Below are 13,095 nucleotides of genomic sequence, written 5' to 3'. Positions count from 1 at the left end.
ATAAAAGGAGTTCAAGGTTTTTACCCTTGAACTCCTTTTTGTTAAGCGATATGGATGTGATACGTTTTTAACCATTCATTTATTTGAAGCATATATTCCATAGCACTTCTTGCTTCAAAATTGTTAATGTCTTTATTACTTTGATCGGCAATGGCAAGTAATGTGGAATGATTAATAAGTGAGAAAATAGGATTGTTTTTATTACTGCACATGTCGAGTGATAAATGACGGATTGTTTGTAAATAATGTGGATCTTGTGAAGTTGGATAAGCACTTTTTCTTCTATTACGTACATCGTCAGGTAAAGCAGGTTGCAGTGCTCTACGTAAAATGCCTTTTTCAATATTATCAATGCTTTTTATATCGAAAGGAACGTTCCATAAATATTCAACTAATCGATAATCGCAAAACGGTACACGAACTTCAAATCCTACAGCCATACTCATACGGTCTTTACGGTCAAGTAAGAATGGGAGAAATCTCGTTAAAAATAAATAAAACATTTGACGTTGTTTTGCGGATTTTTTATTTTCACCTTCAAGAGTAGGGACTTCAAGTATCGCTTCTTGGAATCGTGTATCAATATAGTTTTCTAGATTACATTGGTTACTTACTTCATTTAGTAGAAGAGGAGATGTATTTTTCCAATTTGTTAGCCAAGGAAACTTATCTACATATAGTAATTCTTCTTGATGAAACCAAGGGTATCCACCGAATACTTCATCAGCAGATTCGCCGGATAAAGCTACGGTCGCATCTTTTTTCATTTCGCAAAATAGTAAATATAGTGAAGTTTCCATTTCACCAGCACTCGGTAAATCTTTTGCATGGAGGGGAACGAATAAGTGATTTGCTAATTCTTCAGCATTCACAATAATATCATGATGAGATGTTCCTACATGTTCAGAAACGCGTTTTACCCAAGGAGCGTCTAAACCAGTGCGAGCAAATGTCAGCTCGAAATCTTTTGCGCTATTTACAAAGTCAACGGAATACGTATGAAGTGTTTTATTTTCCGCTGCAAATTCTTTACCTGCTAGTGCAGTAATACCGCTAGAATCTAATCCGCCTGATAACATACAAACGAGAGGAACATCGGCAATTAATTGTCTTTTTACTGTATCTTGTAAAATAGATAAAATATGTGATGATGTATCTTCAGTAGAGTCTGTATGAATCTTACTTTCTAAATTCCAATACTTCTTAACTACTTTTTTATCACGTGTAAACGTTATAGAATGTCCGGCACGCACTTCTTGAATATGTTGAAAGACGCCACATCCTGGAGTTCGAAATAAGCCTAATCCAAATATTTCATTTATGCCATCCGCATCAATTTCAGCAGGAACAGATGGATGAGCTAATAATGCTTTTATTTCAGATCCGAAAATTATACTGTCATTTCTTTCTGTATAAAAGAGTGGCTTTACGCCTAAATGATCACGTGCTAAAAATAATTGTTGCTTTTGATCATCCCATATTGCAAAGGCAAAAATACCATTTAAATGTTGTACGCAGTCTTCTCTCCATTCTAAATATGCATGTAGTAATACTTCTGTATCTGAATGCGTTTCAAATGCATGACCACATTTTCGAAGCTGTTCTCTAAGCTCACGGAAATTATAAATTTCTCCATTATAAGTAAGAGCATACGTATAATCACCAGCACGAAATGTCTTCGGCTGCGTCCCGCCTTCTGGATCAATAACAATTAAACGCCGGTGTGCAAAGGCCGCACGAGGTGAAAACCAGAACCCTTCAGCATCAGGCCCGCGATGCTGAATACGATTTGCCATCTTTTTTAAAATAACATGTTGATTTGAAAGGTTTTCCTTCCAATCTACCCAACCTGTAATTCCACACATACACATCTCATCTCCTAATTTAAAATGTTGAAAAGTAGATTAACGAAATAAAATGTACACCTAGTTAAAGGATGACCATATAAATAGTGTACTACATGAATTAAAGTGTAGACTTGAGAAAATTTTCTTTGAATGCGTAGTTATGTGAGACAATGGCTAAGGGAAAGTATTCCATTACATACAAAAAATAAAAAAAGATGAGAGAAAATATTTTGTAAGACGTTATATAGGGTGTAAAAGCTTTTACAAAAATATAAGGGGAATCGCTACATGAAATCGAATGAGAAAAATTTTATAAAAAGATTACAGCGGCAAAAAGAAGATGCGCTAGAATTTGTTATCGATACATACTTACCACTCATAAAGGGGATTACGCACAAAGTTCTTCTTCCAGTTCAAAATGATGGACTCATAGAGGAATGTGTAAACGATATATTTCTTTCCATTTGGATTAACGCAAATAAGTTTCATGGAGAGCCGAATGATTTTAAAAAATGGATTGCAGCGATCGCAAAATTTAAGGCGATTGATTATTACCGGAAAGCGACTAAAAAAGTAGAAATTATTTCAGATGAGTTTCATATCAGTACGGAAAAATCAGCGGAAGACGAATTAATCGTTATGGAAGATAGGGAAGAATTATTGAAGCTTATTAATCAATTAGAACCGTTAGATCAAAAAGTGTTCATTATGAAATATCTCCTTGGTATGAAGACAGAGGAAATCGGGGAGAAATTAGGATTAACCAGGGCAGCGATAGATAATCGTGTGTACCGGGGAAAAAAGAAACTACAACAAAATGCTACGAATATTAGTTTTGGAGGTAGTGCAATATGAAAGACATTTATGAACTATTAAATAATATTGATATAGATGAAAAAGAACTTGAGGAAATTGAGGCTTCTGAAATTGAAAAAGAAAAAGTAAAACGCAATGTAAAACAATCGATACGTACGAAGAAAAAGATGAAAAGTTGGAAAAAAGGTGTTGCTGCTGCATCTATTTTAGTAGGGTTATCAGTCGCAACGCTTGGTATTGGGTTTCCTACATATGCAGGGGGATTGCCAATTGTAGGTGATATATTCCGATTTTTAGATAATGGTAGAACAGGGTTATATGAAAATTATAAGGAGTTTTCGACTGAATTGAATATGACGAGAGAGAGTAATGGGGTTAAGGTTACAATTAATGATGCTGTGTTCGATGGTAGAACAATCACACTCACATATTCTATCGAGAGTGATAAAGACTTAGGAGAGAAACCGTTCCCATTTGGAAGTCCGCAAGTTATGGGCTTTAATGGCGGAGGAGGTAGTTCGAACGTTACAAAAGTTGGAGAGGGAAAATATGTAGGTATGACTACGATGAGTGGTCATGGTAGTGAAAGGTTAGATGTTGCAAATGTTTGGTGGGATATAGAGGCAATTGAGTTGGATTATGAAGGTAATGCAATAAAGGGGAACTGGAATTTCGCGCTTAGTTTAAAAGCAATGGATAGTAAGGAAGTAAAGGTTAATAGGGTTTCTGAAAATGAATTAATAAAAGTAAATATAGACAAAATGGAAGTAACCCCGATGTCATTTATCGTTTTTTTCAATCAGGAAGAATCTAAGACGTTACGAAGTATATGGGATAGCGCTGATGTGGAATTAGAAATAAAAGATGATTTAGGAAATAAATATGCAGGTGAAGGAAATGGAGGAACTAGTACAGTAGCAGAGCCACATAAAAGTAGTTGGAGTGCTACATTCCAAAAGTTGAACGAAAATGCAACAAAGCTTATCGTTACACCTCACGTACACTTACGAGTTCATACACCTGAAAATCATGGTGGAGTGGAGTATGTGAATGGAAAAGAGAAGAAAATTGAAGTGCCGAAAAAAGAAGCGAAGAGTAAAGATATAGTGTTAGATGATATTGTCATTGATTTAAAGAAATAGAAGAGAGACTGCCTAAAACCATTAGGCAGTCTTTTTTCGTTAAGAATTAGTTACGAGCAATGCATGCGGATGCTGCGTTTTATACTCATCTTTCCACGGAATGTTTAGTTGTTCCCACGATTCGCCGCTAGTAGTGGATTGAAACACGCCATTGTTATTTAAAGTGTAAAATGTATGTGGTTCTGCTTCGTTTGTCGCAAACATCGAAATAACTGTACCGATTGCTGATGGTAGTCCTTGCTGTACTTGCTGGAACGGAGTATCTTTCGTTTTACGATAAATAAAAGATTCATAAGGTATACGGTGATGAGCGAGATCAGCACTCGGTGCGGCAGAAACGAGAATTGTATCGCAATCAGCCGGATCGATAGCCAAGCTGTATAAATAATGATGTTCAAGTCCTTCACTGCATGAGATCCAGCTGTTTCCACTGTTATAACTTTCAAGGTATGCGCGATCAGGTCCGCCCATAAATCCGTCACCACATGATGCATAAAGGCGATTTGGGGCTTCAGGGTGCATAAGTAATTGATGAGCATCGATAGGAGCACCGAATTTTTTATCAATCCATGTATGCCCTTTATCGTTACTTTGAATAACAGCACCAGCTTCAATTGAAACATGGATTGTATTCGGATTCTGTGGATCCACTGTAATCCAGCGTACGTGATGAGTAAAAGGTCTAGGCGGGAAAGCCCACGTATAAGAAGATAATAATGATTTCATATTTTTCAGTTCCGTCCACGTTTCACCACCATTTTCTGAGCGGAATAAAGCGCTCGGTTCTGTGCCGACATAAACGACGCCATAGCCGTTAACTTGTTCATTAGGGCTTATCGTAATGGAAGTGATCGAAGAATGTAAAATACCATCTTCTTTTGGAAAATCAAAGTAACGATAAGAATCTCCAATTGGTCTCCATGAATCTCCGCTATCGTCACTTAACCAGAGACCTCGTCCAAATGTTCCGCAATATACACGATTCTTTTGAAATGGATCAACAGCGATACAGGTAGGTTGCATATTTTGTAAGTGATACGCTGTTTCATAGTTACCATATTGTTCTTTCACTACAACAAGTTCACGCTCCATACAGAGAAATAAACGTTTCATTTCGTAACCTCCTTAAAAATTCTTTCTTTAGTAAACAATATGAAAATAAAAAAGAAGTAGTCTTGTTTTTATTTGAGAAAAAGGACTTGTTTGAAAAGCAGCGAAGTGTGTATACAGAGGAATTAGGATAAAGATGGGGAGTTTGTTTCATACTAACATACAGATATTGCACTTAAAGGAGCGTTTGTATGGGACATTCACACGATCACGGTCATTCTAACAATAAAAAGGCGTTACTAATTGCTTTCGTACTAACGACAAGTTTTATGATTGCTGAAGTAATTGGAGGATTTGTAACAAATAGCTTAGCACTACTATCTGACGCGGGGCATATGTTAAGTGATGCGGTATCTTTAGCTTTAAGTTTACTTGCGTTTAAGCTTGGAGAAAAAACAGCAACAACTGCGAAAACATACGGGTATAAGCGAGTCGAAATGTTAGCGGCATTATGTAACGGTGTCGTTCTTATTGTCATTTCAGTATACATTTTTATTGAAGCAATTCGCCGTTTTAAAGAACCAGTGGAGATTGCTAGTAATGGGATGCTCATTATTGCTGTACTTGGTCTACTTATTAATATTTTATCAGCTTGGATATTAATGAGAGGCGGAGATGTGAAGGGGAATTTGAATTTAAGAAGTGCTTTCTTACACGTACTAGGTGATCTATTAGGATCAGTTGGAGCGATAATTGCTGCGTTACTTATTAAATTTTTCGGATGGACTGCTGCAGATGCGATTGCTAGTATTCTTGTGTCTATTTTAGTCATTATTAGTGGATGGCGTGTAACACGTGATACGGTTCATATATTAATGGAAGGTGCACCACAGCACATAAATGTTGAAGAGGTAAAAAGTACATTATTAAATATTCCGGTTGTAAAAGAAGTTCATGATTTGCACATATGGTCTGTCACATCGGATTTTCAAGTATTAACTTGCCACTTAATTATTAAAGGTAATGAAACGCAAAATGTATTAATAGAGGCTACGGATGTATTAAAGGAGAAGTTTCATGTAGAACATGTCACCATTCAAGTAGAAATAGATGGTGAATTTCATCATATTGAGACAACTTGCAAAGTATGAAAGAAAAAGGATAAGAAAAAGTGTCATAACATTTTTCGCGGAGCATACATATATATAATGTGGCCACAAATACTTTGTAAGGTAAATATTTCATGAAATTACTTTACTTATAAAGAGTCATCTTTTATAATCAAAAGTGGTAATTGATAAAGATTATCATTTTCAATGATTGTAGAAAGGAGTTTTTTAAAAGATGAGTAGTCAACTCCGTTTTGCTGTTGAAAATCGTAAGAGGCATTTAATTGATGAGTTAATTGGGGCAGGTGTGTTTAAAATTCGTGACCGACAATTATACGAGCTGTCTTTAGAGGAATTGGAAGAAGAGTACGAAGATATGGAAAATTATGCAGATATTCAGGCATAACTATATAGATTAGTAAAAGGAGAGCTGGTTACGATTTTGTGTAACCAGCTCTCTTATTATTTCGTAGAAATTATTTTTTGTATTTCTTTCATTGGACGGAGCCAGTTTTGAGACATCATTTGTTCCAATTGTTTTTCGTCCTGCTTCTGCAATGCTTGAATGATAGAGTGATGTTCTTCAATAGATTGACTTGCTGGAACAAAGTTTTGGAAAAACAAATATTCAAGGCGTAAAACATGAAGTTGCATATTTTCTAGAAAGGGTTCAATATATTGGTTTTTAGCAATAGAAGAAATTGTATTGTGAAATTGTATATCTAATTCTAAAGCTTGTTTTGCGTTTTTTTTCTCTATAGAGCGCTGGAAATCATCATTTATTTCAAAAAGTAGTTTCATATCAGAGTCTGTAATATTTTGAAGTGCTTGCTTTCCTATAATAGAGTGAAGGCCAGCCATTGTTTCATAAATAATAGATACGTCGTCTAACTTAATAGGAGCAATTTTTGTTTTTTGTCCAGGTACCATTTCCACTAATCCAGAAAGCTCTAATATTTGAAGTGCTTCTCTTACAGGTGTTCTGCTTACTCCTAGTGCTTCAGCTAACTCCCCATCATTAATTTTTTCATCAGGCTGCAGTACACCTTCAATAATCCAATCTTGTAGTTGATTTAAAACGAGTGATTTTGCCGAAACTCTTCCTGGTTTTTTATAATTTTGAGGGACAGGCATAGTGAATTCAATCCTTTCATTGTATATTCTTTTTTTTCTCATGAACAAGCTTTAATTCTGGTTTCCCTTTATCCGGTTTTTGGCTTAAGATGAGCACCATTACAATGACACAAAAAGCCCCTAATAACTGAAAAGATTGAAATGGTACGTGTAATATAAGTACAGAAGAAATAATAGCTGCGAGTGGTTCTGTACAACCGAATAATGTCGTTTCTTTCGGAGTCAGGTATCGTATGCTGTCTAAGTATAAATAAAATGCAATAAGTGTCCCAAAAATGACGACAAATGTGATGAGCGGTAGGGTACTTAGTTTTATATACTTCATAGTCGATAATAAAATGAATTCTTTCGTAGAAATAAAGTGTAGAAGCGTTACACCAATACCCCCAATAATCATGCCCCATCCAACGATAACAGAGGAAGACCATCTTTCTAGTAATCCCTTTGAATATAAACTATAAAAAGCAAGAGATAATCCAGATAAAATACCCCAAATAATAGCTGGTGTAGAAACAGCTAAGTTATGAATGGACCCGTTTGTTAGTAAGAGAAAAGTGCCTACTAATGAAAGGGTAATGGAAATGAAATCAATTTTTGATGGACGAACGTTCCATTTGAAAAGTAAGTATACAGTAATAAATATAGGAGCTAAATATTGTAATAATGTTGCGACGGCGGCATTTCCTTCTTTAATAGAAGCAAAATACGTGTACTGAACAGCAAGCATACCGAATAGGCCAAACAATATCATTTTAGTAGCATCAGATTTTTGTTTCCATATACCGAATATTTCTTTTTTGTTCGTTCCGAATGATGAAATAATGAGCAAGATAACGCCCGATATAAGCAATCGGATTGTAACTAACCATTCGGTTGAAACATTTTCATATTGAAAAAGTTGTTGTGCTGCTGTTCCGGACAAGCCCCATAAACAAGCACCGATTACAACCATAATGATTCCTTTTAAACGATTTGGATTCATATAGTTTTAATTCTCCTTCTCTAAAAATAAGTTTTGGATACAGTATGCAATATATCACGAAATGAATAAAAAATAAACTGAAATTTCTGTGTTATAAGGTGGGAAGTTGAGTAGTTCCAGTTATGTTTACGATACAAGTAAATAGGTTAAATAAAGCGAGATAAAATTATAAAATTAAATCATAATCAAGCGGATAAAAAAATAAAGATAAGAGTAATTTGGTTTGTTAAAAATATGTGTAGAAGGAGACATGTGATGAGCTGGGTTACTCATAAACCAACATTTGAATTTGATCAATATAGTCCATATATTCGTATGAATTCTGCGTGGGTGGGACATTTAAACTTTGCTTATGATTTAGTAAGATTTGAAAAGCCAGAAATATTAGTTGAGTTAGGTACCCATTTAGGAGCTTCTTTTTTCAGTTTTTGCCAAGGGGTAAAAGATGGAGGATTATCTACAAAATGTTTTGCTGTAGATACTTGGGCAGGAGATGAGCATACAGGTCCATATGGAGAAGGTGTTTTTCAAATAGTGAGTAAATACACGGACATGAGTTACCCTCATATAGGTAATTTAATTCGGTCTACTTTTGACGAGGCTGTGGATCAGTTTCAAGATGGAACAATAAATTTGTTGCATATTGATGGCTATCATACGTATGAAGCAGTTTCTCATGACTATAAAACATGGTTACCGAAACTTGCGAATAACGGTATCGTGTTATTTCACGATATTGAGGTGAAAAATCGGAACTTCGGTGTGTATAAATTTTGGGATGAGGTCAAAGCGAAGTATCCTCATTTTCAGTTTGAGCATTCATATGGGCTCGGAGTGTTATTTCCGAAAGGTTGTAGCGATAAGTTTGTGGAAATACTTAAAAATAAAGAAGAAATACAAGATATGTATAAATAAAAGTAGAGCATGCATCATTTGAATGATGTGTGCTTTTTTATGTGGAGAATAATGATATTCCTTAAAAAGGTGAGGATAATAGTAAAAAGTTTTATGGTGGCAAATATTAAAAAAGTTACTCTTTGATTGTTATATATAAAAAATGTAACATTTTTTATATTTTCCATTGCGAAAAGTAGCATCTACTTTTACAATAGAAAAGGTGTCCATATATTATACTGGAAAAATAAATCGAAATAATATGAAAATTTTGTTTTGTCTTCGCTAATTGTATATTACATACATGTAAGACGACATACGTCATGTTATCGACTTGTAAGGAGAGAAAAAAATGAAAAGTGTAAGATTACCATCGATGCTAGAAATCATAGTTCTTTTATTACTATTTCTTGCTGTTGTCTTTTCCTTCCAAACGATTTTTGATCTCCCAATTCAATTAGCGCTATTTATTTCATGGTTTTTAGTAATTGCGCTTGGATTAAGATTAGGATTTCGTTATCAAGAATTGCAAGATGCAATTACGAAAGGGATTTCTAACGGATTAGAAGCAATACTGATTTTAGTGGCAGTAGGTGCTTTAATTGGAACGTGGATTGCTGGTGGCGTAGTACCAACATTAATCTATTATGGATTAGAGTTTATTCACCCTAGCATATTCCTATTAGCAACATTAATTATTTGTTCTATAACTTCTATCGCGACAGGAACATCATGGGGAACAGTTGGAACGGCAGGTATTGCTATGATGGCGATTGGTGAAGGACTTGGCTTACCACTTCCGCTTGTTGCTGGTGCAGTTCTTTCAGGAGCTTATTTCGGCGACAAATTATCGCCACTTTCTGACAGTACAGTTCTTGCAGCTTCTATGGCAAAAGTAGATGTTATTGCTCACGTTCGAGCTATGCTCGTATTAGATGTTCCGGCTTATATTATTACTAGCATTATGTTTACTGTAGCTGGTTGGATGTATGGCGGCGATAATGTAGACTTGAATCGAGTAGAGTTTTTAAAAGAAGCTTTATTAAAGGAATTTGATATTAAAATATGGATGCTTGTTCCGGCGGTCATTGTTATTGCTTTATTAGCGATGAAGAAACCGTCTATGCCAACAATTGCAATGGGAGCTTTAATTGGTGCAATTTGGGCAACTCTTTTCCAAGGAATGAACTTTGGAGAGGCGATTGGAACAGCGTATAACGGATTCTCAATTCAATCTGGTGTTGAGTTTGTTGACAAGTTATTAAACCGTGGTGGAATTAACGGTATGCTTGGCTCAGTAGCCGTTATTATTTTCGGTTTAGGATTTGGTGGATTACTTGAAAAACTAGGTGTTTTAAAAGTAATTGTATCAAAATTTGAGAAGAAATTAAATTCTGCAGGTAATGTAACATTGTCTACATTAATCGTGGCATTCTTAGCTAATATATTTGGTTGTGCGATGTACGTATCACTGATTTTAACACCAAAAATTATGGAAGATAGCTATGATAAATTAAAAATAGACCGCCGTGTATTAGCACGTAACTCAGAGGTAGGTGGAACGTTAACTTCTGGTATGGTTCCGTGGTCAGATAATGGTATTTTTATGGCTGGTATTTTAGGTGTAGCAACATTCTCATACGTTCCGTTTATGTGGTTAAGCTTTGTTTCATTAATTTTGGCAGTTATTTACGGATATACAGGCAAATTCATTTGGTATGTAGATGATGCTGAAAAAGGAAAGGAAGCATCATAAAAAAATACCTTCTGCGATGGCAGAAGGTATTTTTTTTATATATACGAGTGAGAATTCTTATCATTTGGATGAAAGTCTGTTAAAATGAGAAATGTAGGTATTTTATTTTCAAGGGGATGAAAAAATGGAGTACAGAATTGAAAGAGATACATTAGGAGAAATACAAGTTCCAGCTGATAAATTATGGGCAGCACAAACACAACGTAGTAAAGAAAACTTCCCGATTGGAACTGAGCAAATGCCGCTTGAAATTGTAAAAGCATTTGCGATTTTAAAAAAGAGTGCCGCACTTAGCAATCAAAAATTAGGAAAGCTATCAGAAGAGAAAGCAGAAGCAATTGTGGAAGCAGCTGACGAAGTGATTGCAGGGAAATGGAATGAACATTTTCCGCTTGTTGTATGGCAAACGGGTAGTGGTACACAGTCAAACATGAATGTGAATGAAGTAATTGCAAATCGAGGGAATCAAATTTTGAAAGAGAAGGGATCTGACGTACATATTCATCCGAACGATGATGTGAACATGTCTCAAAGTTCAAATGATACATTTCCAACAGCGCTTCATGTAGCATGTGTAATCGCAGTAGAAAATCACGTATTACCAGCAATTACGAAATTAAAAGAAACGTTAGCAGAAAAAGTAACTGCATTTAAACATATTATAAAAATCGGTCGAACACACTTACAAGATGCAACGCCGTTAACATTAGGGCAAGAAATTAGCGGATGGCACCGTATGCTTGAAAAAACAGAGCGTATGATTGCAGAGAGCAATACATATATGAAAGAGTTAGCAATTGGTGGTACTGCGGTTGGGACAGGTATTAATGCTCATCCTAAATTTGGTGAGATGGTATCAGAGGAAATTAGCCAATTTACAGGTAAACAATTTATTTCTGCACCAAATAAGTTCCATGCATTAACGAGCCATGATGAAGTTGTATATACGCATGGTGCATTAAAAGCATTAGCTGCTGATTTAATGAAGATCGCTAACGATGTACGCTGGCTGGCAAGTGGTCCACGTAGTGGTCTAGGAGAAATTATTATTCCGGCAAATGAGCCAGGAAGCTCTATTATGCCAGGTAAAGTAAATCCAACGCAAAGTGAAGCATTAACAATGGTTGTAGCGCAAGTGATGGGAAATGACGCAACAATTGGATTTGCTGCGAGCCAAGGTAATTTTGAGTTAAACGTATTTAAACCTGTTATTGCATATAACTTCTTACAATCCGCTCACTTATTAGCAGATGCAATTGTTTCATTTAATGATAATTGTGCAGTGGGTATTGAAGCAGATGAAGAGGTAATTAAAGAGAATGTGAATCGATCATTAATGCTTGTTACAGCATTAAACCCGCATATTGGATATGAAAATGCAGCGAAAATTGCGAAGCATGCTCATAAAGATGGGTTAACTTTAAAAGAGGCAGCGTTGCAATCTGGATTACTAACAGAAGAACAATTTGATGAAATTGTCGATCCGAAAAAAATGATTGCCCCGAAAGAGTAATAAAAAAAGCCAAGATTCTTTGTTCAGAATCTTGGCTTTTTTGATATTTATTTTATGTCCTACATTTGTACTACTGCAAGTGCCAAAATATATTATTTGTTAGCAGGCGTATTCAATACTTTCATATGTGGACATTTTTCTTTTAAGAGTGAAATAAAAGTATCTTCTTCTTGGGGTACAAAAACTGTTACGGAGTCAAATAGATTGTAATGGATTTCCAATTGCTGTCTAGTCCATTGTTTTGAATGAAGTTTTTTACCAGAGTATTTAATGTGACGAATTTCTTCAAATGGAATTTCAGTATGAAATATGAAACCGTGTTTTACAATAAGAGATGATGCAGTTATATTGTAATGAGAAAAATAGAATGAAGAAAGATTCACGACATTTAGCAGCATCATGAAAGTGAAAAAAATAGAATTTTCATTTTTGAAGAATAGTGAAATGAAAAAAATAATTATAAATAAAGTAATAAAAATTACGTGAAATGGATTCTTTTTCGCTTTAAATTTCAAGTTAGTCACCTCGGTATACGTGTACTGTAACTAAACTAAATTAAATCATAACATCGTAATAAAACGTGTGAATATGCAGAATTGCATATTCTTTCGGCTTATTATTCGTGTAAAATTTCTTGATGGGATAAATTTAAATGGAGTTTGGTAATAGTGGAGTGGCTGAAGTGACTTACAAAAATAGAAAGGTAGCGCTAGTCATAATTAGTTGTATAATGATTATGGGTAGTTGTGCTCATAAATTCGTTGAGGATGGAAACCGAAAGCATATATTTGTACAGACAAGTAAAGTGTTAGTAGAGGTTATACATAGAATATATAGAAGGTAAAAGGTGTT

13 protein-coding genes are annotated in these 13,095 nt (G+C 35.1%); 8 read left to right on the top strand and 5 right to left on the bottom strand.

What is annotated here, in order from left to right; genetic code table 11:
* Positions 1–41: 41 nt before the first annotated feature.
* Positions 42–1,865: an asparagine synthase (glutamine-hydrolyzing) gene (gene asnB / locus QCI44_RS19590; protein WP_088083567.1), complete on the bottom strand. Its 1,824-nt coding sequence runs from the start codon at positions 1,863–1,865 to the stop codon at positions 42–44.
* Positions 1,866–2,135: 270 nt separating this feature from the next.
* On the opposite strand from asnB, the gene QCI44_RS19585 reads away from it, so the two are divergent.
* Both QCI44_RS19585 and QCI44_RS19580 read left to right on the top strand, forming a co-directional pair.
* Positions 2,136–2,702, top strand: a complete 567-nt coding sequence (locus QCI44_RS19585) for a sigma-70 family RNA polymerase sigma factor (RefSeq protein WP_016088479.1) — start codon at positions 2,136–2,138, stop codon at positions 2,700–2,702.
* Positions 2,699–3,805, top strand: coding sequence for a DUF4179 domain-containing protein (locus QCI44_RS19580; protein ID WP_016134095.1), 1,107 nt, complete (start codon positions 2,699–2,701; stop codon positions 3,803–3,805). Before QCI44_RS19585 ends, QCI44_RS19580 begins: the two co-directional genes overlap by 4 nt.
* Positions 3,806–3,844: 39 nt before the next feature.
* On the opposite strand, the gene QCI44_RS19575 is transcribed toward QCI44_RS19580, so the two are convergent.
* A complete protein-coding gene (locus QCI44_RS19575) occupies positions 3,845–4,918 on the bottom strand; it encodes a beta propeller repeat protein (RefSeq protein WP_016134096.1) in 1,074 nt (357 codons plus the stop codon).
* A 188-nt stretch (positions 4,919–5,106) separates the two neighbouring features.
* Here QCI44_RS19575 and QCI44_RS19570 point away from each other — a divergent pair, with 188 nt between their 5' ends.
* Both QCI44_RS19570 and fbpA read left to right on the top strand, forming a co-directional pair.
* The gene (locus tag QCI44_RS19570; protein ID WP_016134097.1) at positions 5,107–6,006 is read left to right on the top strand and encodes a cation diffusion facilitator family transporter; all 900 of its coding nucleotides are present in this window, start codon (positions 5,107–5,109) and stop codon (positions 6,004–6,006) included.
* A 193-nt stretch (positions 6,007–6,199) separates the two neighbouring features.
* A complete protein-coding gene (fbpA, locus tag QCI44_RS19565) occupies positions 6,200–6,370 on the top strand; it encodes a Fur-regulated basic protein FbpA (protein WP_016088475.1) in 171 nt (56 codons plus the stop codon).
* Between the two features lie 56 nt (positions 6,371–6,426).
* On the opposite strand, the gene QCI44_RS19560 is transcribed toward fbpA, so the two are convergent.
* A complete protein-coding gene (locus tag QCI44_RS19560) occupies positions 6,427–7,098 on the bottom strand; it encodes a GntR family transcriptional regulator (RefSeq protein ID WP_016088474.1) in 672 nt (223 codons plus the stop codon).
* Positions 7,099–7,114: 16 nt separating this feature from the next.
* Entirely contained in the window at positions 7,115–8,080 is a 966-nt protein-coding gene (locus tag QCI44_RS19555) for a DMT family transporter (protein WP_098985849.1), read from the bottom strand.
* Between the two features lie 255 nt (positions 8,081–8,335).
* Here QCI44_RS19555 and QCI44_RS19550 point away from each other — a divergent pair, with 255 nt between their 5' ends.
* The 3 genes from QCI44_RS19550 to fumC all read left to right on the top strand — a co-directional run bounded on the left by QCI44_RS19550 (position 8,336) and on the right by fumC (position 12,243).
* Positions 8,336–8,995 carry a class I SAM-dependent methyltransferase gene (locus QCI44_RS19550; RefSeq protein ID WP_016088472.1) on the top strand — a complete coding sequence of 220 codons (660 nt, stop codon included), beginning with the start codon at positions 8,336–8,338 and terminating at the stop codon, positions 8,993–8,995.
* 331 nt (positions 8,996–9,326) lie between these two features.
* Positions 9,327–10,730, top strand: coding sequence for a Na+/H+ antiporter NhaC (gene nhaC, locus QCI44_RS19545; RefSeq protein WP_016088471.1), 1,404 nt, complete (start codon positions 9,327–9,329; stop codon positions 10,728–10,730).
* A 124-nt stretch (positions 10,731–10,854) separates the two neighbouring features.
* Positions 10,855–12,243 carry a class II fumarate hydratase gene (fumC, locus tag QCI44_RS19540; RefSeq protein WP_098985847.1) on the top strand — a complete coding sequence of 463 codons (1,389 nt, stop codon included), beginning with the start codon at positions 10,855–10,857 and terminating at the stop codon, positions 12,241–12,243.
* 92 nt (positions 12,244–12,335) lie between these two features.
* On the opposite strand, the gene QCI44_RS19535 is transcribed toward fumC, so the two are convergent.
* Complete coding sequence (locus QCI44_RS19535) at positions 12,336–12,758, bottom strand: PH domain-containing protein (RefSeq protein ID WP_016088469.1); 423 nt, start codon at positions 12,756–12,758, stop codon at positions 12,336–12,338.
* A 137-nt stretch (positions 12,759–12,895) separates the two neighbouring features.
* Between QCI44_RS19535 and QCI44_RS19530 the strand changes: the two genes are divergently transcribed.
* Positions 12,896–13,087, top strand: a complete 192-nt coding sequence (locus QCI44_RS19530; protein ID WP_016088468.1) for a hypothetical protein — start codon at positions 12,896–12,898, stop codon at positions 13,085–13,087.
* Positions 13,088–13,095 lie beyond the last annotated feature (8 nt).

Origin of the sequence: Bacillus cereus group sp. RP37, assembly GCF_040459695.1 — a bacterium.
In the GTDB taxonomy this organism is placed as follows: Bacteria; Bacillota; Bacilli; order Bacillales; family Bacillaceae_G; genus Bacillus_A.
This window is presented reverse-complemented; position numbering and strand designations above follow the sequence as displayed.

Bases quoted from the DNA above. Each gene is read 5' to 3' on its own strand.
- QCI44_RS19585 (WP_016088479.1), top strand. From the start codon at position 2,136: ATGAAATCGAATGAGAAAAATTTTATAAAAAGATTACAGCGGCAAAAA.
- fbpA (WP_016088475.1), top strand. From the start codon at position 6,200: ATGAGTAGTCAACTCCGTTTTGCTGTTGAAAATCGTAAGAGGCATTTA.
- nhaC (WP_016088471.1), top strand. From the start codon at position 9,327: ATGAAAAGTGTAAGATTACCATCGATGCTAGAAATCATAGTTCTTTTA.
- QCI44_RS19570 (WP_016134097.1), top strand. From the start codon at position 5,107: ATGGGACATTCACACGATCACGGTCATTCTAACAATAAAAAGGCGTTA.
- QCI44_RS19530 (WP_016088468.1), top strand. From the start codon at position 12,896: ATGGAGTTTGGTAATAGTGGAGTGGCTGAAGTGACTTACAAAAATAGA.
- asnB (WP_088083567.1), bottom strand. From the start codon at position 1,865: ATGTGTGGAATTACAGGTTGGGTAGATTGGAAGGAAAACCTTTCAAAT.
- QCI44_RS19560 (WP_016088474.1), bottom strand. From the start codon at position 7,098: ATGCCTGTCCCTCAAAATTATAAAAAACCAGGAAGAGTTTCGGCAAAA.
- QCI44_RS19575 (WP_016134096.1), bottom strand. From the start codon at position 4,918: ATGAAACGTTTATTTCTCTGTATGGAGCGTGAACTTGTTGTAGTGAAA.
- fumC (WP_098985847.1), top strand. From the start codon at position 10,855: ATGGAGTACAGAATTGAAAGAGATACATTAGGAGAAATACAAGTTCCA.
- QCI44_RS19550 (WP_016088472.1), top strand. From the start codon at position 8,336: ATGAGCTGGGTTACTCATAAACCAACATTTGAATTTGATCAATATAGT.
- QCI44_RS19555 (WP_098985849.1), bottom strand. From the start codon at position 8,080: ATGAATCCAAATCGTTTAAAAGGAATCATTATGGTTGTAATCGGTGCT.
- QCI44_RS19580 (WP_016134095.1), top strand. From the start codon at position 2,699: ATGAAAGACATTTATGAACTATTAAATAATATTGATATAGATGAAAAA.